This window comes from Pseudomonas sp. YJ42 (assembly GCF_047225135.1).
Lineage (GTDB): Bacteria > Pseudomonadota > Gammaproteobacteria > Pseudomonadales > Pseudomonadaceae > Stutzerimonas > Stutzerimonas stutzeri_E.
Genome location: NZ_CP178378.1, coordinates 3066271 through 3092481 on the forward strand (window position 1 = coordinate 3066271; position 26211 = coordinate 3092481).

Below are 26211 nucleotides of genomic sequence, written 5' to 3' on the forward strand. Positions count from 1 at the left end.
TGGCGTCGCTCTGCAAAGTGTTTTTCTACAGGCTCTTACTTACGAGGAGATCGCCATGCAGTTTCACCGAGGCAGACTCGTTGACCATATCCACCTACGGGTCGCCGATCTTGACGCCAGCAAAAACTTCTATCGCGCGGTGTTCGCGGCGTTGGGGCACAAGGATGCACTGCAAGAGGGGCCAGGCTTCTTCTACGCCGATGAGTTGTTCGTGGACAAAGCCGATGGTTATATCACCCGGGTTCATCTCGCTTTTCAGGCGCCCGATCGCGAAACGGTGCAACGCTTTCATCAGGCAGCGCTTGCGGCGGGCGGTCGGGATAATGGCGCGCCGGGCGAACGGCCTTATCATCCCGGCTACTTTGGCGCGTTCGTCCTGGATCCTGATGGAAACAATATCGAGGCCGTCTTTCATGGACCGGCCGAGCGCAGTGCGCCCTCGGTGGTGATAACCGCCTGATGATCAGGCGCACCGTTGCGCACTGGGCTGATGACTGAATCGAGTCGGCCCGCGGCTTGATTCGGGGAAACCGGACTCAACCTTGGATCCTGCATGAGTGGAGAAACCGCCAGCCAGAGTCCCGAGTTGCTGCGTCGACTGCTGCGCGCGAAGGATAGGATGGATGCCGCACCGGCCGAGGATTGGCCTGTCTGGCGGTTGGCGCGCGTCAGCTGCATTTCTGCGGCCCATTTCGCACGATCGTTCAAGCAGGCGTTCGGCGTTCCACCACATCGCTACCTGCTCACGCGACGCATCGAGCGAGCCACGACATTGCTGCGAGAAACTGACCTGCCCATCACCGAGATCGCCTATCGCACAGGTTGGCGAAGCCTGGGCACGTTCGGGCGCACCTTCCGCGACATAACCGGCAGGAATCCGGGCGAGATCCGAGCGTACGAGCGGTCCAGGATGCAAGACCCCGGTCGCGTACCCGCCTGTGTCCTCGGCGCAGCGCTGCGACCCGCCCTGACAATGGCAGTTTCGGAGAAGCGACGTCGGAAAGCGGGCGATATAACGGGAGCCCAAGAAAAGGAGGCTCTATGACTCAAGGTATCGAAGTGGCTGGTTTGTACGTTCGGGACCAGGATGAAGCGCTGGCGTTCTATGTCACGAAACTCGGCTTTCGCGTTCACACGGACGTGCGCAACGGCGATTACCGCTGGCTCACGGTACAGCATCCCGAGCAGCCGACATTCCAGCTCGGGCTGCTCTTGCCGGGACCGCCGACTCACGATGCGGCGACCGCACAGACACTGCTCGCAATGGTAGCCAAAGGCGCGATGCCGCCCCTCGTGCTGGTTGTCGACGATTGCCGTGAGGCCTACACGCGGATGCGCGACCAGGGTGTGGAATTTACGCAGGAGCCCGAAGATCGGTACGGCAACGTGGATGCCGGTTTCCGTGATCCATCCGGAAACGGATGGAAAATGCTGCAGATGCGCCGCTGAAACAGCGAGCCCCGCACGCTCGGGTGCGGGGCCCGGGGCGTCACACGGTGTGCAGATACCAGTTGTATTCCAGGTCGGAGATCGAGTGTTCGAATTCGGCCAGTTCACTCTCTTTGCAAGCGACGAAGATGTCGATGTACGTGGAGTCGATATAGCGCGCCATGATCTCGCTGTCGTCCAGCTCGCGCAGGGCATCGCGCAGGTTGGTCGGCAGGCTCTGCTCGACCTGCTCGTAAGAGTTGCCCTCGATCGGCTCGTCCGGGGCGATCTTGTTGGTCAATCCGTGGTGAACCCCGGCCAGTACGCCCGCCAGCAGCAGGTAGGGGTTGGCGTCGGCGCCGGCTACACGATGCTCGATGCGCACGGCGTCCGGGCTGTCGGTCGGCACTCGTAGTGCCACGGTGCGGTTGTCCAGACCCCAGCAGGGCGCATTCGGTACGTAGAACTGAGCACCGAACCGGCGGTAAGAGTTGACGTTAGGGCAGAGGAAGGCCATCGACGCGGCCATGGTCTGCTGAATGCCGCCAATGGCGTGGCGCAGCGTCTCGCTTTCCAGCGGATTATCGGTGGCGAAGATATTGTTGCCGTTCTTGTCCAGTAGCGAAATGTGCACGTGCAACCCGTTACCGGCCTGGCCCGGGTAGGGCTTGGCCATAAAGGTGGTGTCCATCTCATGGTCGTAGGCAATGTTCTTGATCAGCCGCTTGAGTAGCACCGCATAGTCACACGCCTTGATCGGGTCGGCGACGTGGTGGAGGTTGACCTCGAATTGCGCCGGGGCGCTTTCCTTGACGATGGCATCGGCGGGAATGCCCTGTTCCTTGGCGCCCTCGAGAATGTCCTGCAGGCAATCGACGTATTCGTCGAGGTCATCGATCAGATAGACCTGCGTGGAGTGCGGGCGCTTGCCGGAGATCGGTGAGCGTGGCGGTTGCGGACGGCCGTTCACGTTCTCTTGATCGATCAGGTAGAACTCCAGTTCGAAGGCCGCGCAAATGGTCAGGCCCAACTCGTCGAACTTGCTCACCACCTGGCGCAGCACCTCACGCGGATCGGCGAAGAACGGCGAGCCGTCGCGCTCGTGCATGGTCATCAGTAGCTGCGCGGTGGGGCGCTTCTGCCAGGGTTCGTTGCTCAGCGTGTTGGGGATGGGGAAGCAGGTTCGGTCGGAATCACCGATGTCCATCCCCAGCCCGGTGCTTTCCACGGTGATGCCATTGATGTCGAGGGCAAACAGCGAGGCGGGGAGGTTAATACCTTTTTCATACACCCGATGCAGGCTGGCGCGCTCGATGCGCTTGCCTCGAACGACACCATTCATGTCTGCGATCAGCAGGTCGACGTATTGGACCTCCGGGTGTTCCTTGAGAAATGCGTTCGCTTCGTTGAGCTGAACGGCACGCGGCGGCGGGAGCATGATGAAGCACCTTAATTGTTAAAAATTTCAATCATCAAATAGCTTGTCTCGGAGTCAATCGAAAAGCCAGGTCGCTGTCAATAGCGCCTCGAAATGCCCCGTCGAGGCCCACAATGGGCGTTTTTGGGGCGGTTCGAGAAAAAATCGCAAAGCGCTTACTCAGCTTTCCGAAGCGGCAACGGTCGGCTATTGTCTATAAAAATGAACAAGACTACTCTCCGACGAGCCCCATCCGGAAAGACGAGTATCCCATGCCTCGCGTGCCATTGATCGGCGTTTCCGCCTGTACCAGGCAGATTGGCCACCACAACTTTCACATTGCCGGCGACAAGTACCTGCGTGCAGTCGCTATCGCGGGTTTGCCGCTGGTCATCCCGGCGCTGGATGATCTCATCGATCCAGCCGCCCTTCTTGATAGCGTAGACGGGCTGTTCCTCACCGGCTCGCCTTCCAACGTCGAACCTCACCGCTATGGCGGACCCGCCAGCGCCGAAGGCACGCCGCACGACCCTTCTCGCGACCAACTGACCCTGCCGCTGATTCGCGCGGCGGTCGAGGCCGGCCTTCCGGTATTTGGAGTCTGCCGCGGGTTTCAGGAGATGAACGTGGCGTTCGGTGGCAGCCTGCATCAGAAGGTGCATGAAGCCGGCCCCTACGCCGATCATCGCGAGCGCGCCGAAGATCCGGTCGAGGTTCAATACGGGCTCAGCCACGACCTGCATGTACAGCCTGGCGGGCTGCTGGAGCGGCTCGGCCTGCCGCCGCGCATCGAGGTCAATTCGGTGCACGGTCAGGGCGTCGAGCGCCTCGGGGGGGGGCTGCGCATCGAAGCGCTGGCGCCCGACGGGCTGATCGAAGCCTTCTCCGTGGAGCGTGCGCAAAGCTTCGCACTCGGCGTGCAATGGCATCCGGAATGGAAAGTGCACGACCACCCTTATTATCTGGCGTTGTTCCAAGGCTTTGCCCGAGCATGCCGGGAGCATGCAGAGCGCCGTTAAGCGCAGTTGCACGGTGCCTGTTTCATACATCGAGGTCGTTATGTCCAGCAAGCTCGACCAGCTCACCGGCTGGCTGAAAGAACGCAAGATCACCGAGGTGGAATGCCTGATCAGCGATTTGACCGGTATCGCCCGCGGTAAGATTTCCCCCACCAACAAGTTCCTCGACGAGAAAGGCATGCGCCTGCCGGAGAGCGTGCTGCTGCAGACCGTGACCGGCGATTATGTCGAGGACGACATCTATTACGAGCTGCTCGACCCGGCCGATATCGACATGTTCTGCCGACCTGATCCGGATGCGGTGTTCCTGGTGCCCTGGGCCATCGAACCGACGGCTCAGGTGATTCACGACACCTACGACAAGATGGGCAACCCCATCGAACTCTCGCCACGCAATATCCTGAAGCGCGTCTTGAAGATGTACGCCGACAAAGGCTGGCAGCCTATCGTCGCGCCGGAGATGGAGTTCTACCTGACCAAGCGCTGCGAGGATCCGGATTTGCCGTTCCAGCCGCCAGTCGGCCGCTCGGGCCGCCAGGAGACCGGCCGGCAGTCGTTCTCCATCGATGCGGCCAACGAATTCGACCCGCTGTTCGAAGACATGTACGACTGGTGCGAAGCCCAGGGCCTGGATCTGGACACTCTGATTCATGAGGAAGGCACCGCGCAGATGGAAATCAATTTCCGTCATGGCGAAGCGCTGCATCTGGCCGATCAGATCCTGGTGTTCAAGCGCACCATGCGTGAGGCGGCGCTCAAGCACAACGTCGCGGCTACCTTCATGGCCAAGCCCATGACCGGCGAGCCGGGTAGCGCCATGCATCTGCACCAGAGCGTGATCGACGAGACCGGGCGCAATATTTTTTCCAACAGCGACGGCACCATGAGCCAGCTGTTCCTGCATCACGTCGGCGGCCTGCAGAAGTACATTCCCGAGCTCCTTCCGCTGTTCGCACCCAACGTCAATTCGTTTCGTCGGTTCCTGCCTGACACCTCGGCGCCGGTCAATGTCGAATGGGGTGAGGAGAACCGTACCGTCGGCCTGCGCGTGCCGGATTCAGACCCGCAGAACCGTCGCGTCGAGAACCGTCTGCCGGGGGCTGATGCCAACCCGTACCTGGCCATCGCGGCGAGCTTGCTGTGTGGCTACATCGGCATGGTCGAGGAGTTGCCACCGAGCCAGCCGGTGAAGGGGCGGGGCTATGAACGGCGCAACCTGCGCCTGCCATTGACTCTGGAAGCCGCGCTGGAACGGATGGAGAGCTGTCGACAACTGGAGAAGTACCTGAGCCCGAAATTCATCACCGGCTACGTCGCAGTCAAACGGGCCGAGCAGGAAAACTACCACCGGGTCATCAGTTCCTGGGAGCGCGAATTCCTGATGCTCTCGGTGTGAAAAGCAGCTGGAAGCCGGAAGCCGGACTTCGGCGTTGCGCTTTGACTTCCAGCTTCCAGCTTCAAGCTAAATTCTGATCAAGAGGTGATCGATGAGCGATTCGCAAACCCTGCAGTGGCAAGCCCTGAGCCGCGACCATCACCTGCCGCCGTTCACCGACTTCAAGGCACTCAACGCCAAGGGCACGCGCATCATCACCCGTGGCGAAGGCGTTTATCTGTGGGACAGCGAGGGTCACAAGATCCTCGATGCGATGGCCGGGCTCTGGTGCGTCAATCTGGGTTATGGCCGCGAGGAGCTGGTCGAGGCGGCGACTCGGCAGATGCGCGAGCTGCCCTACTACAACCTGTTTTTCCAGACTGCCCACCCGCCGGCCCTCGCGCTCGCCAAGGCGATTGCCGAAATCGCGCCGGACGGCATGAACCATGTGTTCTTCACCGGCTCGGGTTCGGAAGCCAACGACACCGTGCTGCGCATGGTGCGCCATTACTGGGCGATCAAGGGTCAGCCGCAGAAGAAGGTGGTCATTGGCCGCTGGAATGGCTATCACGGGTCGACCATCGCTGGCGCCAGCCTCGGCGGGATGAAAGCCATGCACGAACAAGGCGATGGTCCGATTCCGGGGATCGAGCACATCGACCAGCCCTACTGGTTCGGTGAGGGCGGCGACATGGAGCCGGAGGAGTTCGGCGCTCGTGTGGCCGAGCAGCTGGAGCAGAAGATTCTCGAGGTGGGTGAGGACAAGGTCGCGGCCTTCATCGCCGAACCGATCCAGGGCGCCGGCGGCGTGATCATTCCGCCGGACAGCTACTGGCCGAAGATTCGCGAGATTCTTGCCCGCTACGACATCCTGTTCATTGCCGACGAAGTGATCTGTGGCTTCGGGCGCACCGGAGAATGGTTCGGCAGCGACTACTACGGCAACGCGCCTGACCTGATGCCGATTGCCAAGGGCCTGACCTCCGGCTACCTGCCGATGGGCGGCGTGGTGGTGCGCGACGAAGTGGTGCACACCCTCAACGAGGGCGGCGAGTTCTATCACGGCTTTACCTACTCGGGGCACCCGGTAGCCGCGGCGGTGGCGCTGGAGAACATCCGCATCATGCGTGAAGAGAAAATCGTCGAGCAGGTGAAGAGCAAGACGGCACCTTATTTGCAGTCTCGCTGGCGTGAGTTGGTCGAGCATCCGTTGGTGGGCGAGGCGCGTGGCGTCGGCATGCTCGGCGCGCTGGAGTTGGTAAAGAACAAGAAAACCCGTGAGCGTTTCGCTGATCCGGGAGTGGGCATGCTCTGCCGCGAACATTGCTTCCGTAACGGCCTGGTAATGCGGGCGGTGGGCGACACCATGATCATTTCGCCGCCGCTGGTGATAAACGAAGAGCAGATCGACGAGCTGATCGGCAAGGTTCGCCTATGTCTGGATGCGACTGCCAAGGACGCGCTCGGCTGAGCGGGGCGAGGTGCACCGGGCAATGCACACCGGTGCCGGGATGAATGCAACCAATGAGCGTGCCAGCACGCTCAGGTTGTTGAAAAACGGCCCCCGACCTTGCCAGACTGCGCGCGTGCTTTGGCCTGACTTACCGAGGGGTGTGTCGATGCCGGCACTGCCTCAGTTTGCTGCCGGGAAGTGGTGGAAGATGGCACTCATCTTTCCAACCTGTCCCTAGCCCCGATACTAACGACGACAACAGGAGCTGCACGGATGAAACCCTTTGCCAAGACCCTACTCGCCATGACGCTGGCCGGCGCAGTCGCCGGTGCCGCGCAGGCTGAAGACAAGGTGCTGCACGTCTATAACTGGTCCGACTATATCGCCGAAGACACCTTGGAGAACTTCACCAAGGAAACCGGTATCAAGGTCGTCTACGACGTCTTTGACAGTAACGAAGTGCTGGAAGCCAAGCTGCTCGCCGGCAGCTCAGGCTATGACGTGGTCGTACCGTCCAACCCCTTCCTGGCCAAGCAGATCAAGGCCGGCGTATTCCAGAAGCTCGACAAGAGCCAGCTGCCGAACTGGCAAAACCTCGATGAGGACCTGCTCAAGGCACTGCAACCGAGCGATCCGGGCAACCAGTATTCGGTTCCCTACATGTGGGGCACCATCGGCATTGGCTACAACCCCGAGAAGGTCAAGGCCGCGCTCGGTGCGGACGCTCCGGTGGATTCTTGGGACCTGGTATTCAAGCCAGAGAACATGGAAAAGCTGAAGTCGTGCGGGGTGTCCTTCCTTGACTCGCCAACGGAGATCCTGCCGGCCGCATTGCATTATCTGGGCTACAAGCCGGACACCACGAAGTCCGATGAGCTGAAAAAGGCCGAGGAGCTGTTCATGCAGATCCGTCCGAACGTGGCCTACTTCCATTCTTCCAAGTACATCTCGGACCTGGCCAACGGCAACGTCTGCGTCGCCATCGGCTATTCCGGCGATATCTACCAGGCCAAGGCGCGTGCAGAGGAAGCGGGCAACACGGTCACGGTGAAATACAACATTCCGCAGGAAGGCGCGGGCACTTTCTTCGACATGCTGGCCATCCCGGCCGATGCGAAGAATGTCGAGAGTGCGCATGTGTTCCTCAATTACCTGATGAAGCCTGAGGTGATGGCCTCCATTACCGACTACGTGCAGTTCCCCAACGGCAACGCAGCGGCCACCCCGCTGGTGGACGAGGCGATCCGCACGGACCCCGGTATCTATCCGAGCAAGGCTGTCCTGCAGAAGCTCTATACCTTCCCGGACCTGGATCCGAAAACCCAGCGGGCGATGACTCGCAGCTGGACCAAGATCAAGTCCGGTCGTTGATGCACAGCCAACTCGCCAGATCCCCTTGCAGGTCTGGCGGGTTGGCAACAAAACCCTGAAGGAGGCCATGTACGGACCCGCATCTCTGGCTTGCGATCCGCATGCAGTGTCTCCTTTCGAGCGTAGCCGTATCGCTCTTTACGCAGTGCCAGTTGATTTTTAGAGGTTTTTCCAATAAACAGCCCGCCTTTCGCCCGCTGATCGCGCGGCTTGCAACAAGAGGACACTCTCATGCGCTCGACATTGAAGTCGCTTCTTCTAACCGCTGCGGTCAGCGGTGCTGCATCCGCTCAGGCTGCCACGGTGCATATCTACAACTGGTCCGATTACATCGGTGAAACCACTCTGGAAGAATTCGAGAAAGAGACTGGTATCAAGCCCGTCTATGACGTCTTCGATTCCAACGAAACCCTCGAGGGCAAACTCCTCGCCGGCCGCACCGGCTACGACGTGGTGGTGCCCTCCAACCATTTCCTCGGCAAGCAGATCCAGGCCGGGGCTTTCCAGAAGCTGGACAAGAGCAAGCTGCCAAACTGGGAGAACCTGGATCCGGCGTTGCTCAAGCAGTTGCAGAAGAACGACCCGGGCAACGCGTACGCGGCGCCTTATCTCTGGGGAACCAACGGCATCGGCTACAACGTCGAGAAAGTGACCGCGGCGCTGGGCATCGAGAAGGTCGACTCCTGGGCCGTGTTGTTCGAACCGGAAAACGCCAAGAAGCTCGCCGGTTGCGGCATTGCCTTTTTCGACTCGGCCGACGAGATGATTCCGGCGATGCTCAATTATCTGGGGCTGGACCCCAATAGCGAAAACCCGGACGACTACGCCAAGGCCGAAGCCAAACTGCTGGAAGTGCGTCCTTACGTGCGGTATTTCCACTCTTCCAAATACATTTCCGATCTGGCTAATGGAAACATCTGCATCGCTGCCGGTTACTCCGGGGATGTCTTCCAGGCCGCCGCTCGTGCCGATGAGGCCGGCAAAGGCATCGACATCGCCTATGCCATTCCCAAGGAGGGCGGCAATCTCTGGTTCGACATGCTTGCCATTCCGGCCGACGCGCAGAATGTCGACGAAGCCCATGCGTTCATCAACTACCTGCTGAAGCCGGAGGTGATTGCATCCGTCAGCGATTACGTGGGCTATGCCAACCCCAACCCGAAAGCGGACGGGCTCATGGACCAGGAGGTGCGCAATGACCCCGCGGTTTATCCGCCGCAAGAAGTATTGGACCGGTTGTATGTCTCCGCCGAGCTGCCGCAAAAGATCTTGCGTCTTAAAACGCGTAGTTGGAACAAGGTGAAGTCCGGTCAGTAAAAGCCGCGAACAACACGAGCGCGGCGGAGCTGCCGCCGCGTATCGAATCGATATTCCCGGTGCTGTCCGGGCCCATTCTTTTTTCCAATCGGGAGTTCGCGCATGGCCGTTGCCTCCAGCGCCTACAAAAAAGCCCTCACCGGCGAGAGTCAGAACAAACAGGTGCTGCTGAAGATCGACCGCGTCACCAAGAAGTTCGACGAAACGGTGGCCGTCGATGATGTCTCGCTGAGCATCCATCAGGGCGAAATCTTCGCTCTGCTGGGCGGTTCCGGCTCGGGCAAGTCGACCTTGCTGCGCATGCTGGCGGGTTTCGAGCGACCGACCGAAGGGCGGATTTTTCTCGACGGTCAGGACATCACCGACATGCCGCCTTACGAGCGGCCGATCAACATGATGTTCCAGTCCTATGCACTGTTCCCGCACATGACGGTTGCGCAGAATATTGCCTTCGGCCTCAAGCAGGACGGACTGCCCAAGGATGAGGTGCAGGCGCGAGTCGATGAGATGCTGACCTTGGTGCAGATGAGTCAGTACGCCAAGCGCAAGCCGCATCAGCTGTCCGGCGGCCAGCGTCAGCGCGTCGCCCTGGCCCGCTCGCTGGCCAAGCGGCCCAAGCTGTTGCTGCTCGACGAGCCCATGGGCGCGCTGGACAAGAAGCTGCGCTCGCAGATGCAGCTGGAACTGGTGCAGATCATCGAGCGGGTCGGCGTGACCTGCGTGATGGTCACCCACGATCAGGAAGAGGCCATGACCATGGCCGAACGTATCGCCATCATGCATCTGGGCTGGATCGCCCAGGTCGGCAGTCCGATGGATATCTACGAGACTCCGGCAAGCCGGCTGGTCTGTGAGTTCATAGGCAACGTCAACCTGTTCGAGGGCGAGCTGATCGAAGACGTGGAAGATCACGCCGTCATCGCCTCTCCCGGTCTGGAGAATCCGATCTACGTCGGGCATGGCATCAGCACCCGTGCGCAGGACAAACAGATTACCTATGCCATTCGTCCAGAGAAGCTGCTGATCGGCACCGAACTCCCTGAGCTGCAGCGACCGGGCTACAACTGGGCCAAGGGCGTGGTGCACGACATCGCCTATCTGGGCGGGCATTCGGTCTACTACATCAAGCTCTCGTCGGGGATGATCGTGCAGGCTTTTCTCGCCAACGCCGAACGCCACGTGAAATGGCCGACATGGGAGGAAGAAGTGTTCGTCTATTGGTGGGACGACAGCGGCGTGGTACTGCAGGCATGAACCGCTCACGCTTGAATACCGGGCGCCGACTGGTCATCGGCGTACCCTTCATCTGGCTGATGCTGTTTTTCCTGCTGCCGTTCGCCATCGTGCTGAAGATCAGCTTTGCCGAGGCGGACGTGGCGATCCCTCCCTATACGGAGATATTCACCTACGCCGAGCAGCAGCTGCAGCTGGTGATCAACCTCGGCAACTACATTTTCCTCAGCGAGGATGACCTGTACTGGGCGGCGTACGCCGGCTCGCTGCGCATCGCCTTCTTCAGCACCCTGATCTGTCTGGCGGTCGGCTATCCCATGGCCTACGCCATCGCCCGGGCGCGCAAGGATCTGCAGACGGTCCTGTTGCTGCTGATCATGATGCCCACCTGGACGGCGATTCTGATCCGGGTCTACGCCTGGATGGGCATTCTCAGCAGCAACGGCATCCTCAATGGCCTGCTGATGGGCATGGGGCTGATCGACGAGCCGCTGCGCATCCTCAACACCGATCTGGCGGTGTACATCGGAGTGGTCTATTCCTACCTGCCGTTCATGATCCTGCCGCTCTACGCCAACCTGGTGAAGCATGACACGAGCCTGCTCGAGGCCGCCTCGGACCTCGGCGCCAGCAATCTGAAAGCGTTCTGGAAGATCACCGTGCCGCTGTCCAAGAACGGCATCATCGCCGGCTGCATGCTGGTGTTCATTCCGGTGGTGGGTGAGTTCGTCATCCCCGAACTGCTCGGTGGACCGGAGACGCTGATGATCGGCAAAGTGCTCTGGCAGGAGTTCTTCAACAACCGTGACTGGCCGGTGGCGTCCGCTCTGGCGGTGGTGATGCTGGCGATCCTGCTGGTGCCGATCATTCTGTTCAACCGCAACCAAGCCAAAGAGCTTGAGGGCAAGCTATGACTCACCTAACTAGCTGGCTGCCCTGTTCAACCGGCACTCTACCCACAAGCATGGCGAAAGAGTTGGAGGGCAAGCTATGAAGCGCTACAGCTTTTCCAACCTGATCCTGGTCCTCGGGCTGCTGTTCATCTATTTGCCGATGGTGTTGCTGGTTATTTACTCGTTCAACGCCTCGCGGCTGGTGACGGTGTGGGGTGGCTGGTCGCTGAAGTGGTATGCGGGGCTGCTGGACAATAGCCAGCTGATGGGGGCTGTGATGCGCTCCCTGGAGATTGCGCTCTACACGGCAGTCACAGCAGTGGCACTGGGCACCATGGCGGCGTTCGTACTGACTCGGATTCCCAACTTCCGCGGCCGCACGTTATTCGGTGGCCTGGTGACGGCACCGCTGGTAATGCCCGAAGTGATCACCGGTCTGTCGCTGCTGCTGTTGTTCGTGGCGATGGCCCAATTGATCGGTTGGCCGGCGCAGCGGGGTATCACGACCATCTGGATCGCGCACACCACCTTCTGCTCGGCTTATGTCGCGGTGGTCGTGATGGCGCGGCTGCGCGAGCTCGACCAGTCCATCGAGGAGGCGGCGATGGACCTTGGCGCACGGCCCTGGAAGGTGTTCTTCCTGATCACCATACCGATGATTGCACCATCGCTGGCAGCTGGCGGGATGCTCTCGTTCGCGCTGTCACTGGATGATCTGGTCCTGGCCAGCTTCGTCTCCGGGCCGGGTTCGACCACGCTGCCGATGGAAATCTTCTCTGCGGTCCGGCTCGGCGTGAAGCCCGAGATCAATGCCGTGGCGAGCCTGATTTTGTTGGTGGTGTCGCTGGCAACCTTCATTGCCTGGTACGTCAGCCGCCGCGCCGAGAAGCGTCGCGTGCGCGCGATGCGGCAGGCCATGGACGAGGGCGCCAAGCAGAACTGGCAACCAGCCACCAGCAACGTGGCGACGCCGCCCTCGGCGCATAGCTGATCGGTAGGCCGGTCGGCCGGAATGCCTGGCCGCGGCAGGTTGGCTACTGTAGCGGTATCTCAGCCCTCCGGCAGGTAACCGTTCCAGTCACAGAAGCAGCCCACCGCGAGCGAGTGCGTGGCGTTGACCTGCCGGCCGGCCAGCACCGCTTCGAGGATCGGCTCGATGAAGCTGTTGCTGGAATTGCACACCGCCCCTTCGCTATAGGGGCCGATGTACACCAGCCGGCCACTGGCATCCCAGATGCCCACGGCCGGGCTGGCCGGCAGGTCTTCCGCGCCCGGCAAGGCGTTGAGGGTCTGCAGGCCGGCCAGCTGTTCCGGCAGACGACCGTGGCTTCCCGGTTTTTGCAGTGCGTAAAAACTGACGCCTCGGGCACCGAAGCGCTGTACCAGCTCGGCCAGATGTTGCTGGTTGCCGGCGTTGCAGGGGCAGGCGGGATCCCAGAAATGCACCAAGCGGATCGGCCCGGCTCCTTTCAAGGCCTCGGGCAATGCCAGCTTTTCGCCTGAGAACAGCGCCGCACGTTCGCTTTCGAAGGGCCTCAGATAACGCGCTTCGAACCACCGGAAGGCGGCCAGCATGGCGCCGCCCCAGAGCAGCGCGACGAGTGCGGCGATCAGATATTTGTTGCGGACGGACATGGCGGCACTCTTCAGCGGATACGCATCAGGGAATACGCCAGCTTGCCACGTCGCGTTGCAGAGCTGAATATTCCGTTCAATTCGAGCTAGAAATCCTGTCATGCCCTCGCGAATCGATCCCGACACCCTCCGCGCACAGCTGAAACCGCTCAGTCATGATGGCGAGCTTTCCTCGCAAGCCCGCTTTTATCAGGCGTATTACGGTCTGGATCTACCCCAGCATGCCAACGTGCAACGCCGGCTGGGGTGCTTTGCGGTGCACGGCTACAAGGTGGTCGCGCAGGCGTGGTATCCCGAACAGCCGGTGGCGACGCTGCTGATCCTGCACGGTTACTACGACCACATGGGCCTCTACCGGCATGTGGTGGACTGGGGCCTGCGCATGGGGTTCGCGGTACTCGCCTGCGACCTCCCGGGGCATGGGCTGTCCAGCGGGCCGCGCGCCAGTATCAATGAGTTCGATGAGTATCAGACGGTTCTGCAGGGGCTGCTGCATGAGGCCGCCGCGTTGCGATTACCTCAGCCGTGGCATCTGCTGGGACAAAGCACTGGCGCCGCAATCGTGCTGGATTATCTGCTCAGCCATCCACGGCAACCGCAGCTGGGTCGCGGTATTCTCCTGGCGCCGCTGGTGCGACCGCGCGCCTGGGGTTGGTCCAGAATGAGCTACGAAGTCATGCGCCGTTTCGTCAAACAGATCCCCCGGCGCTTCAGTGAGAACTCGGGCGATCCGGCGTTTCTCGACTTCATTCAATCGAACGACCCGCTGCAGCCGGATATTCTGCCCACTGCCTGGGTCGGCGCGCTGTCGCGTTGGATCCCGCGAATCGAAGGCGCACCGCGTAGCCCGCACAGTCCGATCATCATTCAGGGGGACGCTGACATGACCGTCGACTGGCAGCACAACCTACCAGTGCTCGAGCGTAAGTTCAGCGAGCCGGAGATCCTGCGCCTCCCAGAGGCGCGTCATCATCTGGTCAACGAACGCGAAGCCATACGCCAGCAATACTTCGACTTTCTCAGCGAACGGCTGCGATAACCTCAGCCCTAGCGCGCGGCGCCCGCTTGTGCCTGGACCGCGCTGCCGCTCATGCCGACCGCGAGACCTGCTCGCAGGGCTTGTAGCGCGGCCTGGTAGTAGCGCTGGCCGGCTTCTGACTGGGCGAACTCGACGAATTTCTCCAGCTCGACGTCGGACAGGTCGCGATAGATATACAGCAGGGTATTGTCCAGATCGCTCTCGACCTGTTGCTGCAAGCGTTCGCGCTGGCTATCCAGCAGTCCCTGTGCCTGATCGCCGCCTAACAGCCCGGGAATCATCTGGCTGAGACTGTCGGCTGCGACCCCCGCCAGCGCCAGGCTCACCTCGGCCCCGGCTTCGGCGGCCGGCAACGCCTGGGCCAGATGACGAATCAGCAACTGCCGGTTGCTGCCGGCTTCCATTCGCGGCAAACCATTTTCATAGCGGGCCAGCTGCTCGCGTCGGCCGGCCAATGTTTCGGCTGCGACTACCTTGTGGCCCAGCGTCGACTGGAAGAAATCCAGCGCTGGTTGAGGATCCGGCAGGTTCTGGCGCAGTGCGCGCTGGGCACGCTGGTCGATGGCGTTAGCGGCGAAGCGTCGGTTGCTATTGGTCACCAGGGCCTGATAGACCGCCGGCGGGAGGCTGTTCTTGTAGCGCTGCTGGGCGGCGGTCAGGGCATCGGAAAAATTGGCGCGTTGTTCGGTCCAGCCCGCGGCCTCGTAAAGTTCATCGTAGCTATCGGCCAGCGTGTTCAGGCTGAAGGCGAGTAATACACAAGCGATAAGGGCGCGCATGGAAGCTCCTCTGTGGCGGGCGGTTTATTTTCAGCGCCGCGACCCGGGCTTGTCGAGGAGCGAAAGCACTGCTGCTAGACTCAGCCGCTGTTTCCCTGCGGGCCCACCGAGGCCGCAGGGAAGCGTCATCCTGACCCGTTGGAGTCACTTTCCTTGCCGTTCTCTACTATCATCGACGACCTGGCCGCACGCGGCTGGTCGCTGCAGAGTTCTTTCCTGTCCAGTGATGTGACCCGAAAGCTGACCGACGAGTGCCGCAGACGCTATGCCGAAGGGGCGCTGGCGCCCGCCGGCGTCGGCCGAGGCGAGGAGCAGGCGGTGCGCGAAGGCATTCGCGGCGACCACATTCACTGGCTGGAAGAGGGGCAGGCGGAGGTCTGCGATGCCTACCTGGCATTGATGGACGAACTGCGGCAGACGCTCAATCGCGAGCTGTTCCTCGGCCTGGAAGAATTCGAATGCCACTTCGCGCTCTATCCGCCCGGTGCTTTTTATCAGACCCATCTGGATCGTTTCCGTGATGACGACAGCCGCTGCGTAAGCGCGGTGCTCTATCTGAATCCGGACTGGCAACCGACTGATGGCGGCGAGCTGCGCATGCATTTCGCCGACGGTTCCAGCCTCGACATTGCACCGCTGGCTGGCAATCTGCTGATGTTTCTATCCGGCGACTTCCCTCACGAGGTGTTGGTTACCCAGACCGACCGACTGTCACTGACCGGCTGGTTTCGCCGACGTCCGGTGGATGTGCTGGCGCTTTGAAACCTGAATAGCTGCGACGACAGATAAAAAAGCCCGGCACAGGGGCCGGGCTTAAGGCAAAGCTTGCGTTGGGGTGTCACATCCCCAGCAGGTTCGGCAGGCCGAGGGATATCACCGGCACGTAGGTGATAATCATCAGGAAGCTCAGCAGCAGCGCCAACCACGGCAGCACCGCCCGGATCACCTGAGTCACCGGCATGCCGGTCACGGCTGAGGCGACGAACAGGTTCAGACCCACCGGCGGGGTGATCAGGCCGATCTCCATGTTCACCACCATGATGATGCCCAGGTGGATCGGGTCGATACCCAGTTGTACGGCGATCGGGAACAGGATCGGTGCCAGGATCAGGATGATCGCCGAGGGCTCCATGAAGGCGCCGGCGATCAGCAGCACGATGTTCACCACCAGCAGAAACATCCACGGTTGCAGGCCGGCCTCGAGCACCATGGCGGTGATCTGCTGCGGAATCTGTTCGGTGGTCAACACATGCGCGAAGAGCATGGCGTTGGCGATGATGAACATCAGCATGATGGTGAGCTTGCCCGACTCCAGCAGCACCTTCGGGCAGTCGCGAAAGCTGATGTCCTTATAGACGAACAGCGCGATGAAGGCCGAATACACCGCCGCCACGGCTGCTGCTTCAGTCGGGGTGAACATGCCCGAGTAGATGCCACCGAGGATGATCACCATCAGCAGCAGGCCCCACAGCGCCTTGCGGGCCGACGACAGCCATTGGCGCAGAGTCGCACGCGGCATGGCGGGCAGGTTCTTTTTCACCGCGACGATGTAGATCGCTACCATCAGCCCGACGCCCAGCAGAATGCCAGGAACCACACCGGCCATGAACAGCTTGCCTACCGAGGTTTCGGTGGCCGCGGCGTACACCACCATGACGATCGATGGCGGGATCAGAATGCCCAGGGTACCGGCATTACATACGATGCCGGCGCCGAAGGCCTGGGGGTAGCCGGAGCGGACCATGCCGGCGATGGCGATGGAGCCGACCGCCGCCACGGTAGCCGGCGACGAACCGGACAGGGCCGCGAACAGCATGCACGCCAGTACCGCGCCGATGGCCAGACCGCCACGGATGTGGCCGACGGTCGCGTTGGCGAAGTCGATGAGACGCTTGGCCACGCCGCCGGTGGTCATGAAGGCGCCAGCGAGCAGGAAGAACGGAATCGCCAGCAGGGTGTAATGCTCGGAGGTCTCGAACAGCTTGATCGCCAGTGAGCGCACCGAATCGGGGCTGAAGAAGAAGATGGTCAGCGAACCGGCCAGGCCAAGGGAAATGGCCACCGGCACACCGATGAACATCAGCACGAAGAGCGCCAGGAAGAGGAACAGGATAGTCATTACTTCGGCTCCTCTTCACCGAGCTTGGCCGCTTCGGCCGCTTCGTCTGCAAGGCCTAGGCCGGTTTGTTCGTTGCGCAGGATGCGCACGAAAATTTCGGCAAAACGGATGAAGACCAGGGCGAATCCGATCGGCACGATCATGCCGATGTGCCACTGTTTGACGCCGAAATGGCCCAGATCTTCGGCACCGATGTTGGCGGTGAACAGGGCCTGGATCCACTCGAAGCTGGCCACAGTCAGTAGACCGGCGTAGCCCAGGCAGACCAGGCAGGCGATCACGCCGATGTAGCGTTGTACGTGGCGCGGGGCCAGCTTAACCAGCGCATCGACCCCGATGTGCCCGGCAGTGCGTACACCGTAGGCGAGGCCAGAGAAGATCAGCCAGGCGAAGAGGGCCTTGGTCAGCGCGGTGCTCCAGGTCATCGCCTGGGCCAAACCGATGATGAAGTCGCCGAGTGCGAAGAAGAAATCACTGGCCGCCTCAAACGTGTCACCAAGGCTGTAGAAAACGGTATAGAGGTTGTTCAGGACCACATAAACGAAGGTCACCAGAGTCATGGCGGCCAACAGGAAGGCAATGAATCCTTCCTCGAAATGGTCCCAGACCCGCCAGAGGGCGTTCATGGATGACATCTCCCGATGGAATGCGTTGTTTCGACAGGCGTACGGAACGTGCGCCATGAACCGGTCTGGTAACCGGATGATGACAGAGCAATGAAAAATGTTGTTCTAGGCGAGGCGCAGAGCCTGGATAGGCTTGCCGTGACGTTTGCCTGGCCGCTGTGTTTTTCACTGCGCTGTCGGTATTGCCAATCTCGTAACGGAGGGAGCGAATACCCCCGCTCCCTCCGGTCAGGGCTTACTGCGCCTGGTTGGACGCTTCGGCGGCCTTGATCAGGTCAGCACCAATTTCGTTCTCGAACTTCTTCCAGACCGGCTTCATGGCTTCGCGCCACTTGGCACGCTCTTCCGGCGTCAGAACCAGGATTTCGGTGGTGCCAGCGGCCAGGATGTCAGCCTTGGCTTTCTGGTTCAGCGCGTCAGCCTGCTTGTTCACTTCGACAGTGACTTCGTCCAGGATGGTTTCCAGTTCGCCACGGACGTCATCCGGCAGACCGTTCCAGAACTTGGTATTGGTGATCAGCATGTAGTCGAGCAAACCATGGTCGGACTCGGTGATGTGCTTCTGCACTTCATGCATCTTCTGCGAGTAGATGTTCGAGTACGGGTTCTCGGCACCGTTGACCACGCCGGTCTGCAGACCTTGGTAGACCTCGGCGAAGCTCATCTTGCGTGGGTTGGCGCGCAGGGCCTTGAACTGCTCGTCCAGCACCGCCGACGCCTGTACGCGGAACTTCAGGCCACGGGCGTCTTTTGGCTCGCGCAATTCCTTGTTGGCGGACAGCTGCTTCATGCCGTTGTGCCAGTAGCCCAGGCCGGTGATGTTCTTGTCTTCCATGGAACTCAGCAGGCTCTGGCCGGCTTCGCTCTGCTGGAAGCGGTCGACCGCCTGGATGTTGTCGAACAGGAACGGCAGGTCGAATACCTGAACGCCCTTGGAGTAGTGCTCGAACTTGGCCAGCGAAGGTGCGATCAGCTGCACGTCGCCCAGCAGCAGCGCTTCCATTTCCTTGCCATCACCGAACAGCGACGAGTTCGGGTAGACCTGAACCTCGACCTTGCCGGGCAGGCGCTCTTCCACCAGCTTCTTGAACAGGTTGGCGCCCTGGCCTTTTGGCGTGTTGTCGGCAACCACGTGGGAGAACTTGATCAGAATTGGATCGGCAGCCTGGGCCAGGCCTGCGATTCCCAGGGACAGGGCGCAGGCAAGCGCGGTGGCGGTCAGTTTGAACATTGTTGTTTTCCTCTTGTTGTGAATTGAGCTACCGCTTGGGAGCGAAAAGCTCGGCTGTAACCAGCAAGACAAGTCTAGAAGCCATCGGGAACATGCGCCCCTAATCGGCTCGGCTTGCCGGTTCATCGTGTTAGCGAGAGCAAGCCCTATGCCAAATGCGCAGGGCGATGCGACTCGTAACGCGGGAGTTTACTCGCATGATGGCAAAATACTGACGAATAATTCTCAGCCGGCCCGTCTGGCTCGCAGGTTTGGCGTATTGTCAGCAGCTCATGGCCATAAGCCGCAAGCGGCGAAATGCTGTGCTGGCGATCGGCTCCGTTCATCTTTCGAGTGATGCACGTTTCGGATGACTCTACTCGGCGCCCTTGGCCGCTGGAAATTCATCATTGAACAAGCCGGGCTTCGCCTTTCGCGAATGCGGGGGCCTGGGAATGCCGGTTCTCGGGAGGAGGATTCGCGATTGATGAGCGGGTTGGCACTGCGGCTCAGCTGTCAGAGGCGCGATGGCGGCGCTTCGTCTTCTGAGATCCCTGCTCAATGCGTGGCGGAAATCCGCCAGCTAGTCGCCATCATCCGGCGAGGTTCCGCCAGCATCGTTGAAGACCAGGCCATGCTTGCGCAACTTGTCATGAAGGGTCTTGCGTGGCAGGCCAAGAGCTTCGGCCACACTGCGCAACGAGCTGTGGGGACGGGCCAGCTCGGCGGCGATCAGCGCGCGTTCGAAGCCATCGACTTGCTCGTTGAGCGTGCTGGCGGTCGCTGCGGCGATACCGTCTGGGACATGTGCGGGCTCTTCAAGGCCCAGCTCGAGGCCGAGGGCAAAGCGCTCCGCGGTGTTTTGCAGCTCGCGGACGTTACCTGGCCAGGTATGCCTGAGCAGTTGCGCGCGCTGCTCAGGCCGTAGCTCACGGATCGGCAAGTCGTGGCGGCTGGAAGCGGTCTCGGCAAAATGCTGGAACAGGAACAACAGGTCCTCGCTACGCTCGCGCAGCGGTGGGATGCGCAGCGGCGCGACGTTTAGCCGATAGTAAAGGTCGGCCCGGAAACGGCCTTGATCGGCGGCTTGGCGCAGGTCTTCCTTGGTGGCGGCAATGACCCGGATGTCCAGCGCGATCGACTGATTGCCACCAAGGCGCTCGACCACCCGCTCCTGCAGCATGCGAAGCAGCTTGACCTGCACGTCCAGGCTCATGCTCTCGATCTCGTCGAGAAACAGGGTGCCGCCATTAGCGAATTCGAACTTGCCGATGCGGCGCTTCTGCGCACCGGTGAAGGCGCCGGCCTCGTGGCCGAAGAGTTCGCTCTCGACCACCGATTCGGCCAGCGCTCCGGCGTTGATGGCGACGAATGGGCCACTGCGGCGGCTGGACAGATCATGCAGCGCGCGCGCCACCACTTCCTTGCCGGCGCCGGTTTCGCCGAGGATCAGCACATCGGCCTGGGTTCCGGCGAGCGCGCCAATCTGTTCGCGCAGGCGCTGCATGGCCGGCGACTGTCCGAGCAGGCGGGCCGAGAGTTGCTGACGATCGGCCAACGCCAGGCGCAGGCTGCGGTTGTCTAGAACCAGCTGGCGCAAGGCCAACGCACGGCGTACGCCGTCGAGCAGCGCCTCGCTGGGAAAGGGTTTTTCGAGAAAATCGTAGGCACCGGCGCGCATCGCCTGCACCGCCAGCTGAATATCCCCGTGGCCGGTAATCAGCAGCACCGGAAGTTCGCTGTCCAGTGCGTGCAACTGCTGCTGCAGTTCGAGGCCGTCCAGGCCGGGCATGCGAATGTCGCTGACCACCACGCCGGGCCAGTCCACCGGTAACATCGCCGGCAGACCGCGCGCGTCGCCCAGGCTGAGCACCTTGAGCCCGGCGAGATCGAGTGTCTGGCTCAACGCCTTACGCAGGTGCGGATCGTCATCGACCAGGACTACCTGAAACTGCGGGTCGATCTGGCTGGTCATGCTAGTCCTCGCTGGGGAAGGTGACGCCGGGATCGGCGGATCGCAGATAGAGGCTGAGCTGGGCGCCGCCCTCGGGATGATTGGTCATCGTCAGCTCGCCGTCCAGGGCACGCGTCAGGGTATCGCAGATGGCCAAACCGAGCCCCAACCCCTGAGCGCTGGTCTTGGTGGTGAAGAAGGGCTCGCGGGCGCGCTGCAACGCTGCGTCGGAAAACCCGGGGCCATTGTCGCGCAGCGTGAGTAACACCCCATCGTCCTTGCGTTCGGCGCGCAGCCAGATGCGCCGTACCGGCGGCCGCTCATTGAGCGCATCGAGCGCATTGGCCAGCAGGTTGGAGATAATCTGACGCAGACGGGTTTCGCCCGCCTGGACCCACAGCGTCGCGTCCGGAAGATCTCGAATCAGCTCGACGCCCATGGCCTGGCGGCGCTTGGCCAACAGCGCCAGCGCATCATCGAGTGCCGGTTGCAGCGCCACCCGCTCCGGCGCATGCCGATCACGCCGCGCGAACGCGCGCAGATGGGCGATGATCGACGCCATGCGCGCGGTCAGCTCGCTGATCAGCCGGAGGTTGTCGCGGGCTTCCTCATTGCGCTGCTGGTCGAGCAGCACGCCAGCGTTATCGGCATAGCTGCGAATCGCTCCCAGCGGTTGATTGAGTTCGTGGCTGATGCTGGCCGACATGGTGCCCAACGCCGACAGCTTGCCGGCCTGCAGCAGTTCGTCCTGGGCGCGGACCAGTTCCTGCTGGGCCTGCTCGCGTTCCAGCACCTCTTCCTTGAGACGGCTGTTCAACGCTTCGAGGTCCTGCGTGCGTTCCTGTACGCGGCGCTCGAGTTGCTGTCGCGCCTTCGCATCCAGCGCAATGCGCTCCAGATAATGGCGGCGCCGCTGCATCAGCAAACCGAGCAGCAGCAACAGAGCGGCGAGGGTGGCGGCGCCGATGGCCACCACCGTCTGCACCGGCCGCTCGACCAGGCTGATCGGCGCCAGAATACGCACCGTCCAACCGGTTTCCTTGAGCTCGCGGCTTTGGATCAGCCAGGCATCGATGTCGAGCGTCAGCGCCTGAGGGTCGAGCGTCGGATAGGGCCGCTCGGAAGCGATCTGCTCACGCTCGTCGGCATCCAATGCGCGACTGGCGCGAAAACGCCATTCGGGTTTGGAGGTCAGGATCACCACGCCGAAGTAGTCGGTGACCATCAGCTGTTCAGGCGTGCTGCCCCACAGGGTCTCGGTGTGGTCCAGATCCACCTTGACTACCAGTACGCCGAGTGTCTTGTCACCATCGCGTACGGCCGCGCCAAAGTAGTAGCCGCGCTTGCCCGAGGTGGTGCCGAGGCCGAAGAAGCGGCCCAGCTTGCCGGCCATGGCTTCGCGGAAATAGGGCCGAAAGGCGAAGTTGCGGCCGACGAAGCTGTCTTCCTCGTTCCAGTTGGAGGCGGCGAGCGTTTCGCCGTCCGGTGCCATCAGATAAATGACGTCGGCTCCGGTTTCCTTGCGCAGCTGGTCGAGCAGGCGATTGGCCTGATCCTTGACGGCCGGACTGCTTGGCTGGCGCAGCGCAGTGCGCAGCGCCGGTAGGTCGCCGAGAATGCGTGGCAGCACTTCGTAGCGGCGTAGCGAACCGAGCAGGTTGGCCACGTAGAGATCGAGCGTCTGGCGATTCTGCTCGATCAGTTCGTTGCTGTAGTAGCGCTCGGCCAGTTGTTGCAGCGGCCACAGCAGCGGCGCCAGCAGCAAAGCGACCAGGGCCAGATTGCGCCAGCGTGGGCGACGAGGAGATTCGGATGGTGTCATGCGGATGCGCCTGTGAGTCGGGCGACATTATGCACGTTCAGCCCATCGCCGGTGCTCCGGTGCTGGAACCTTGCCGGCTGAGCCGGTCGGGCAAATTCAAACGCTCTGTATGGTCTGGACGCTATGCTCTGCCAGCACCTCGGTGGTACTGCCGAGACACTGATGCAGTGCAGCTTCCCAATCCGGCAGCTCGATATTCCAGTCACGCTGCAGCCGTGCGCAGCTAAGGCGTGAGTTGAGGGGGCGCTGAGCGGCGGTGGGGTAATCCGTGGACAGAATGGGGGCGATGTTGGCGCGCAGCAGGCCCTGCTGCTCCAGGTGTCGGGCGATGCTGCAGGCGAAGCCGTACCAAGACGTCTCGCCAGTGGCGGTCAGATGGTACAAACCGCTGGGCCCGCCGGTTCCGTTTCGCCACTTGCGAATCATCTCCGTCGTGACAGAGGCGATGGTGCCGGCCCAGGTCGGTGCTCCGATCTCATCGTCAACCACTGACAGCGATTCGCGTTCCTGCAGCAGCCGCTGCATGGTCAGCAGGAAGTTGCGCCCTTGCAACGAGTAGACCCAGCTGGTGCGCAGGATCAGGTGCTCGCCGCCGACTGCCTGAATCGCCTGTTCGCCGGCCAGCTTGCTGGCCCCGTATACGCTCAAAGGGGCCGGTTGATCCTCCTCGCAATAAGGCTCGGTCTTGTGCCCGTCGAAGACGTAATCGGTGGAGTAGTGAATCAGCGGTACACCCAGCGCTGCGGCTTCTTCGGCCAACACGCCAGGGCCGGTGGCATTCACCGCGAAGGCCTGATCGCGATCGCCCTGCGCCGGGTCGACGGCGGTATAAGCGGCGGCGTTGATGATCAGGTCGGGGCGTAGCAGGCGAACCTGGTGACGAATCTGTGTCGGTTCGGCCAAATCCAGCACCTTGTGACCCAGTGCGAGGACCTTTCCTTCACCGGCGAGTGCCAGCTGCAGCGCCTGAGACAATTGCCCCTTGCTACCGGTGATGAGGATCTTCATGCAAACAGCTCCGCCTCGCTGAGGATCTTGCCCGCGGCGTCCTTCTGTGACAGCTGCGGCAACTCCTGGAACGGCCATTCGATGCCGATCTGTGGGTCGTTCCAGAGCAATGAGCGCTCATGGTCCGGCGCATAGTAATCGGTGGTCTTGTAAAGGAATTCGGCGCTTTCGCTGAGCACCACGAAGCCGTGAGCAAAGCCTTCGGGAATCCACAGCTGGCGCTGGTTCTGCGCGCTCAGACTGACGCCGACCCAACGCCCGAAGGTCGCCGAGCTGCGGCGAAGGTCAACGGCCACGTCGAACACTTCACCGGCCACCACCCGTACCAGCTTTCCCTGCGGCTGCTGGATCTGGTAGTGGAGCCCGCGCAGCACGCCGCGCTGGGACTTCGAATGGTTGTCCTGCACGAAGCTGCGCTTGACCCCTGTCGCGGCCTCGAAAGCCGCGGCGTTGAAGCTCTCGTAGAAGAACCCGCGCTCATCGCCAAATACCTTGGGCTCGATGATCAACACATCGGGGATATCGGTGGCGATGACCTTCATGCGTCTTCACCGGCCAACTTGAACAGGTACTGGCCATAGCCGGTCTTGCCCAGGGCATCGGCGCGACGCAGCAACTGCTCGCGGTCGATCCATTTGTGCTGATAGGCGATCTCTTCCAGGCAGGCGACTTTCAGGCCTTGGCGATGCTCGATGGTCTGCACGTACTGCGAGGCTTCCAGCAGGCTGTCGTGGGTGCCGGTGTCGAGCCAGGCGAACCCGCGGCCGAAGCGCTCGACGTTGAGGTCGCCGCGCTTGAGATAGGCATTGTTGACGTCGGTGATCTCCAGTTCGCCGCGTGGCGATGGCTTGATCGACTTGGCGATCTCGACCACGTCGTTGTCGTAGAAATACAGACCGGTGACGGCATAGCTGGATTTCGGCTTCGCCGGCTTTTCTTCGATCGACAGCGCCTTGCCGGTCTCGTCGAAGTCGATCACGCCGAAGCGTTCCGGGTCCTTGACCCAATAGCCGAACACCGTGGCGCCTTTCTGCTGCGCCGAGGCACGCTGCAGCTTCTCGGTGAAATGCTGACCGTGGAAGATGTTGTCGCCGAGGATCAGGCACACCGAGTCATCACCGATGAATTCCTCACCGATCAGAAAGGCCTGGGCCAGGCCGTCCGGTGACGGCTGTTCGGCGTAGCTGAAGCTCACCCCGAACTGGCTGCCGTCGCCCAGCAAATTTTTGTACTGCGGCAGGTCCTGTGGCGTGGAGATCAGCAGGATGTCGCGGATTCCGGCGAGCATCAGCACCGAGATCGGGTAGTAGGCCATCGGCTTGTCGTAGATCGGCAGCAGCTGCTTGGATACGCCCAGGGTGATGGGGTGCAGCCGGGTACCGGAGCCTCCGGCGAGGATGATTCCTTTCATGCGTTCTCCAGCGCGCCGAGGCGCTCACGTTGATAGCTGCCGTCCTGGACGCGACGACACCATTCGAGATTGTTCAGGTACCACTGCACGGTCTTGCGCAGGCCGGTCTGGAAGGTTTCCTGCGGCACCCAGCCCAGCTCGCGCTCGATCTTGCTGGCGTCGATGGCATAGCGCAGGTCGTGACCGGGGCGATCCTTGACGAAGGTGATCAAGTCTTCAAATCGCTCAATGCCGGCCGGCTTCTGCGGTGCCAGTTCTTCCAGCAGGGCGCAGATGCCGCGTACCACGTCGATGTTCTTCTGCTCGTTGTGGCCGCCGATGTTGTAGGTCTCGCCAACCTTACCTTCGCTGACGACCTTGAACAGGGCGCGCGCGTGGTCCTCGACGAACAGCCAGTCACGAACCTGGGTGCCGTTGCCATACACCGGCAGCGGCTTGCCATCGAGCGCGTTGAGAATCACAAGCGGAATCAGCTTCTCGGGGAAGTGATAAGGCCCATAGTTATTCGAGCAGTTGGTGATCAGCACCGGCAGTCCGTAGGTGCGTTGCCAGGCGCGAACCAGATGGTCCGACGAGGCCTTGCTGGCCGAATAGGGCGAGCTGGGTGCGTAGGGCGTGGTCTCGGTGAACAGATCGTCGACACCGTGCAGGTCGCCATATACCTCATCGGTGGAAATATGGTGGAAGCGGAAGGCTTCACGGCGCTCGGTCGGCAGGGTCTGCCAGTAGGCGCGTGCCGCTTCGAGCAGCTGGTAGGTGCCGACGATGTTGGTCTGGATGAATTCGGCCGGGCCATCGATGGAGCGATCGACATGGGATTCGGCGGCCAGATGCATGATGGCGTCCGGCTGGAATTCCAACAGGGCTTCGCTCACCCGCTCGCGGTCGGCGATATCGGCCTGGAGAAACTGATAGCGGTCACTGTTTTCCACGTCCGCCAGCGACTCGAGATTGCCAGCATAGGTCAGCTTGTCCAGGTTGAGGACGCTGTGCTCGGTGTCTTGGATGAGATGACGGATCAGTGCTGAACCGATGAACCCGGCTCCGCCGGTTACGAGAATGCGCATGATTGATAGGCTTCCTTGGCGCGCTACAGAGCAGC

Annotated in this window: 25 protein-coding genes; 13 read left to right on the forward strand and 12 right to left on the reverse strand. The window is 61.5% G+C overall.

What is annotated here, in order from left to right:
* The first annotated feature begins 55 nt into the window (after positions 1–55).
* The 3 genes from ACL0K2_RS14170 to ACL0K2_RS14180 all read left to right on the forward strand — a co-directional run bounded on the left by ACL0K2_RS14170 (position 56) and on the right by ACL0K2_RS14180 (position 1449).
* Entirely contained in the window at positions 56–460 is a 405-nt protein-coding gene (locus ACL0K2_RS14170) for a VOC family protein (protein WP_413042882.1), read from the forward strand.
* A gap of 93 nt (positions 461–553) precedes the next feature.
* Complete coding sequence (locus ACL0K2_RS14175) at positions 554–1045, forward strand: helix-turn-helix domain-containing protein (protein ID WP_045164242.1); 492 nt, start codon at positions 554–556, stop codon at positions 1043–1045.
* Positions 1042–1449 (forward strand): VOC family protein, encoded by a 408-nt coding sequence (locus tag ACL0K2_RS14180; RefSeq protein ID WP_045164241.1) that lies wholly within the window; start codon positions 1042–1044, stop codon positions 1447–1449. Before ACL0K2_RS14175 ends, ACL0K2_RS14180 begins: the two co-directional genes overlap by 4 nt.
* Before the next feature lie 40 nt (positions 1450–1489).
* Here ACL0K2_RS14180 and ACL0K2_RS14185 read toward each other — a convergent pair whose 3' ends face one another.
* Positions 1490–2866, reverse strand: coding sequence for a glutamine synthetase family protein (locus ACL0K2_RS14185; protein ID WP_045164240.1), 1377 nt, complete (start codon positions 2864–2866; stop codon positions 1490–1492).
* 251 nt (positions 2867–3117) lie between these two features.
* On the opposite strand from ACL0K2_RS14185, the gene ACL0K2_RS14190 reads away from it, so the two are divergent.
* The 8 genes from ACL0K2_RS14190 to ACL0K2_RS14225 all read left to right on the forward strand — a co-directional run bounded on the left by ACL0K2_RS14190 (position 3118) and on the right by ACL0K2_RS14225 (position 12497).
* A complete protein-coding gene (locus ACL0K2_RS14190; protein WP_413042883.1) occupies positions 3118–3864 on the forward strand; it encodes a gamma-glutamyl-gamma-aminobutyrate hydrolase family protein in 747 nt (248 codons plus the stop codon).
* A gap of 40 nt (positions 3865–3904) precedes the next feature.
* Positions 3905–5260 (forward strand): glutamine synthetase family protein, encoded by a 1356-nt coding sequence (locus ACL0K2_RS14195; protein ID WP_045164238.1) that lies wholly within the window; start codon positions 3905–3907, stop codon positions 5258–5260.
* A 91-nt stretch (positions 5261–5351) separates the two neighbouring features.
* Positions 5352–6710 carry an aspartate aminotransferase family protein gene (locus ACL0K2_RS14200; protein WP_413042884.1) on the forward strand — a complete coding sequence of 453 codons (1359 nt, stop codon included), beginning with the start codon at positions 5352–5354 and terminating at the stop codon, positions 6708–6710.
* A gap of 255 nt (positions 6711–6965) precedes the next feature.
* Positions 6966–8063, forward strand: coding sequence for a polyamine ABC transporter substrate-binding protein (locus tag ACL0K2_RS14205; RefSeq protein WP_045164236.1), 1098 nt, complete (start codon positions 6966–6968; stop codon positions 8061–8063).
* A gap of 231 nt (positions 8064–8294) precedes the next feature.
* Entirely contained in the window at positions 8295–9380 is a 1086-nt protein-coding gene (locus ACL0K2_RS14210; RefSeq protein WP_045164235.1) for a polyamine ABC transporter substrate-binding protein, read from the forward strand.
* 102 nt (positions 9381–9482) lie between these two features.
* The gene (gene potA, locus ACL0K2_RS14215; RefSeq protein ID WP_045164234.1) at positions 9483–10634 is read left to right on the forward strand and encodes a polyamine ABC transporter ATP-binding protein; all 1152 of its coding nucleotides are present in this window, start codon (positions 9483–9485) and stop codon (positions 10632–10634) included.
* Between the two features lie 11 nt (positions 10635–10645).
* On the forward strand, positions 10646–11527 hold the full coding sequence (locus tag ACL0K2_RS14220) for an ABC transporter permease subunit (RefSeq protein WP_196298714.1): 882 nt from the start codon (positions 10646–10648) through the stop codon (positions 11525–11527).
* A gap of 76 nt (positions 11528–11603) precedes the next feature.
* On the forward strand, positions 11604–12497 hold the full coding sequence (locus tag ACL0K2_RS14225; protein WP_045164232.1) for an ABC transporter permease subunit: 894 nt from the start codon (positions 11604–11606) through the stop codon (positions 12495–12497).
* A 59-nt stretch (positions 12498–12556) separates the two neighbouring features.
* On the opposite strand, the gene ACL0K2_RS14230 is transcribed toward ACL0K2_RS14225, so the two are convergent.
* On the reverse strand, positions 12557–13141 hold the full coding sequence (locus tag ACL0K2_RS14230; protein ID WP_045164231.1) for a DUF6436 domain-containing protein: 585 nt from the start codon (positions 13139–13141) through the stop codon (positions 12557–12559).
* 100 nt (positions 13142–13241) lie between these two features.
* Here ACL0K2_RS14230 and ACL0K2_RS14235 point away from each other — a divergent pair, with 100 nt between their 5' ends.
* On the forward strand, positions 13242–14180 hold the full coding sequence (locus ACL0K2_RS14235; protein ID WP_413042885.1) for an alpha/beta hydrolase: 939 nt from the start codon (positions 13242–13244) through the stop codon (positions 14178–14180).
* An 8-nt stretch (positions 14181–14188) separates the two neighbouring features.
* Here ACL0K2_RS14235 and ACL0K2_RS14240 read toward each other — a convergent pair whose 3' ends face one another.
* Positions 14189–14959 (reverse strand): hypothetical protein, encoded by a 771-nt coding sequence (locus tag ACL0K2_RS14240; RefSeq protein WP_045164229.1) that lies wholly within the window; start codon positions 14957–14959, stop codon positions 14189–14191.
* A 153-nt stretch (positions 14960–15112) separates the two neighbouring features.
* Between ACL0K2_RS14240 and ACL0K2_RS14245 the strand changes: the two genes are divergently transcribed.
* The gene (locus tag ACL0K2_RS14245; RefSeq protein ID WP_413042886.1) at positions 15113–15721 is read left to right on the forward strand and encodes a 2OG-Fe(II) oxygenase; all 609 of its coding nucleotides are present in this window, start codon (positions 15113–15115) and stop codon (positions 15719–15721) included.
* 76 nt (positions 15722–15797) lie between these two features.
* Here the strand turns inward: ACL0K2_RS14245 and dctM are convergent, their stop codons facing one another.
* From dctM to rfbB, 9 genes are all read right to left on the reverse strand, one after another.
* Positions 15798–17078, reverse strand: a complete 1281-nt coding sequence (gene dctM / locus ACL0K2_RS14250) for a C4-dicarboxylate TRAP transporter large permease protein DctM (protein WP_045164227.1) — start codon at positions 17076–17078, stop codon at positions 15798–15800.
* Positions 17078–17704: a TRAP transporter small permease gene (locus tag ACL0K2_RS14255; RefSeq protein ID WP_045164226.1), complete on the reverse strand. Its 627-nt coding sequence runs from the start codon at positions 17702–17704 to the stop codon at positions 17078–17080. The genes dctM and ACL0K2_RS14255 overlap by 1 nt, the downstream gene beginning before the upstream one ends.
* Positions 17705–17939: 235 nt before the next feature.
* Entirely contained in the window at positions 17940–18935 is a 996-nt protein-coding gene (gene dctP, locus ACL0K2_RS14260; protein WP_045164225.1) for a C4-dicarboxylate TRAP substrate-binding protein DctP, read from the reverse strand.
* Between the two features lie 562 nt (positions 18936–19497).
* Positions 19498–20889, reverse strand: coding sequence for a sigma-54-dependent transcriptional regulator (locus tag ACL0K2_RS14265; protein WP_045164224.1), 1392 nt, complete (start codon positions 20887–20889; stop codon positions 19498–19500).
* Between the two features lies 1 nt (position 20890).
* Positions 20891–22690 carry a sensor histidine kinase gene (locus tag ACL0K2_RS14270; RefSeq protein ID WP_045164223.1) on the reverse strand — a complete coding sequence of 600 codons (1800 nt, stop codon included), beginning with the start codon at positions 22688–22690 and terminating at the stop codon, positions 20891–20893.
* 96 nt (positions 22691–22786) lie between these two features.
* The gene (gene rfbD, locus ACL0K2_RS14275) at positions 22787–23698 is read right to left on the reverse strand and encodes a dTDP-4-dehydrorhamnose reductase (RefSeq protein ID WP_413042887.1); all 912 of its coding nucleotides are present in this window, start codon (positions 23696–23698) and stop codon (positions 22787–22789) included.
* Complete coding sequence (gene rfbC, locus ACL0K2_RS14280) at positions 23695–24240, reverse strand: dTDP-4-dehydrorhamnose 3,5-epimerase (RefSeq protein WP_045164221.1); 546 nt, start codon at positions 24238–24240, stop codon at positions 23695–23697. The genes rfbD and rfbC overlap by 4 nt, the downstream gene beginning before the upstream one ends.
* On the reverse strand, positions 24237–25109 hold the full coding sequence (gene rfbA / locus ACL0K2_RS14285; protein ID WP_045164220.1) for a glucose-1-phosphate thymidylyltransferase RfbA: 873 nt from the start codon (positions 25107–25109) through the stop codon (positions 24237–24239). Before rfbA ends, rfbC begins: the two co-directional genes overlap by 4 nt.
* Positions 25106–26176 carry a dTDP-glucose 4,6-dehydratase gene (rfbB, locus tag ACL0K2_RS14290; protein ID WP_045164219.1) on the reverse strand — a complete coding sequence of 357 codons (1071 nt, stop codon included), beginning with the start codon at positions 26174–26176 and terminating at the stop codon, positions 25106–25108. The genes rfbA and rfbB overlap by 4 nt, the downstream gene beginning before the upstream one ends.
* Positions 26177–26211 lie beyond the last annotated feature (35 nt).

Excerpts from the sequence above, each read along its gene's own strand:
- ACL0K2_RS14170 (WP_413042882.1), top strand. The coding sequence starts at position 56 with ATGCAGTTTCACCGAGGCAGACTCGTTGACCATATCCACCTACGGGTC.
- ACL0K2_RS14175 (WP_045164242.1), top strand. The coding sequence starts at position 554 with ATGAGTGGAGAAACCGCCAGCCAGAGTCCCGAGTTGCTGCGTCGACTG.
- ACL0K2_RS14180 (WP_045164241.1), top strand. The coding sequence starts at position 1,042 with ATGACTCAAGGTATCGAAGTGGCTGGTTTGTACGTTCGGGACCAGGAT.
- ACL0K2_RS14185 (WP_045164240.1), bottom strand. The coding sequence starts at position 2,866 with ATGCTCCCGCCGCCGCGTGCCGTTCAGCTCAACGAAGCGAACGCATTT.
- ACL0K2_RS14190 (WP_413042883.1), top strand. The coding sequence starts at position 3,118 with ATGCCTCGCGTGCCATTGATCGGCGTTTCCGCCTGTACCAGGCAGATT.
- ACL0K2_RS14195 (WP_045164238.1), top strand. The coding sequence starts at position 3,905 with ATGTCCAGCAAGCTCGACCAGCTCACCGGCTGGCTGAAAGAACGCAAG.
- ACL0K2_RS14200 (WP_413042884.1), top strand. The coding sequence starts at position 5,352 with ATGAGCGATTCGCAAACCCTGCAGTGGCAAGCCCTGAGCCGCGACCAT.
- ACL0K2_RS14205 (WP_045164236.1), top strand. The coding sequence starts at position 6,966 with ATGAAACCCTTTGCCAAGACCCTACTCGCCATGACGCTGGCCGGCGCA.
- ACL0K2_RS14210 (WP_045164235.1), top strand. The coding sequence starts at position 8,295 with ATGCGCTCGACATTGAAGTCGCTTCTTCTAACCGCTGCGGTCAGCGGT.
- potA (WP_045164234.1), top strand. The coding sequence starts at position 9,483 with ATGGCCGTTGCCTCCAGCGCCTACAAAAAAGCCCTCACCGGCGAGAGT.
- ACL0K2_RS14225 (WP_045164232.1), top strand. The coding sequence starts at position 11,604 with ATGAAGCGCTACAGCTTTTCCAACCTGATCCTGGTCCTCGGGCTGCTG.
- ACL0K2_RS14230 (WP_045164231.1), bottom strand. The coding sequence starts at position 13,141 with ATGTCCGTCCGCAACAAATATCTGATCGCCGCACTCGTCGCGCTGCTC.
- ACL0K2_RS14235 (WP_413042885.1), top strand. The coding sequence starts at position 13,242 with ATGCCCTCGCGAATCGATCCCGACACCCTCCGCGCACAGCTGAAACCG.
- ACL0K2_RS14240 (WP_045164229.1), bottom strand. The coding sequence starts at position 14,959 with ATGCGCGCCCTTATCGCTTGTGTATTACTCGCCTTCAGCCTGAACACG.
- dctM (WP_045164227.1), bottom strand. The coding sequence starts at position 17,078 with ATGACTATCCTGTTCCTCTTCCTGGCGCTCTTCGTGCTGATGTTCATC.
- ACL0K2_RS14255 (WP_045164226.1), bottom strand. The coding sequence starts at position 17,704 with ATGAACGCCCTCTGGCGGGTCTGGGACCATTTCGAGGAAGGATTCATT.
- dctP (WP_045164225.1), bottom strand. The coding sequence starts at position 18,935 with ATGTTCAAACTGACCGCCACCGCGCTTGCCTGCGCCCTGTCCCTGGGA.
- ACL0K2_RS14265 (WP_045164224.1), bottom strand. The coding sequence starts at position 20,889 with ATGACCAGCCAGATCGACCCGCAGTTTCAGGTAGTCCTGGTCGATGAC.
- ACL0K2_RS14270 (WP_045164223.1), bottom strand. The coding sequence starts at position 22,690 with ATGACACCATCCGAATCTCCTCGTCGCCCACGCTGGCGCAATCTGGCC.
- rfbD (WP_413042887.1), bottom strand. The coding sequence starts at position 23,698 with ATGAAGATCCTCATCACCGGTAGCAAGGGGCAATTGTCTCAGGCGCTG.
- rfbC (WP_045164221.1), bottom strand. The coding sequence starts at position 24,240 with ATGAAGGTCATCGCCACCGATATCCCCGATGTGTTGATCATCGAGCCC.
- rfbA (WP_045164220.1), bottom strand. The coding sequence starts at position 25,109 with ATGAAAGGAATCATCCTCGCCGGAGGCTCCGGTACCCGGCTGCACCCC.
- rfbB (WP_045164219.1), bottom strand. The coding sequence starts at position 26,176 with ATGCGCATTCTCGTAACCGGCGGAGCCGGGTTCATCGGTTCAGCACTG.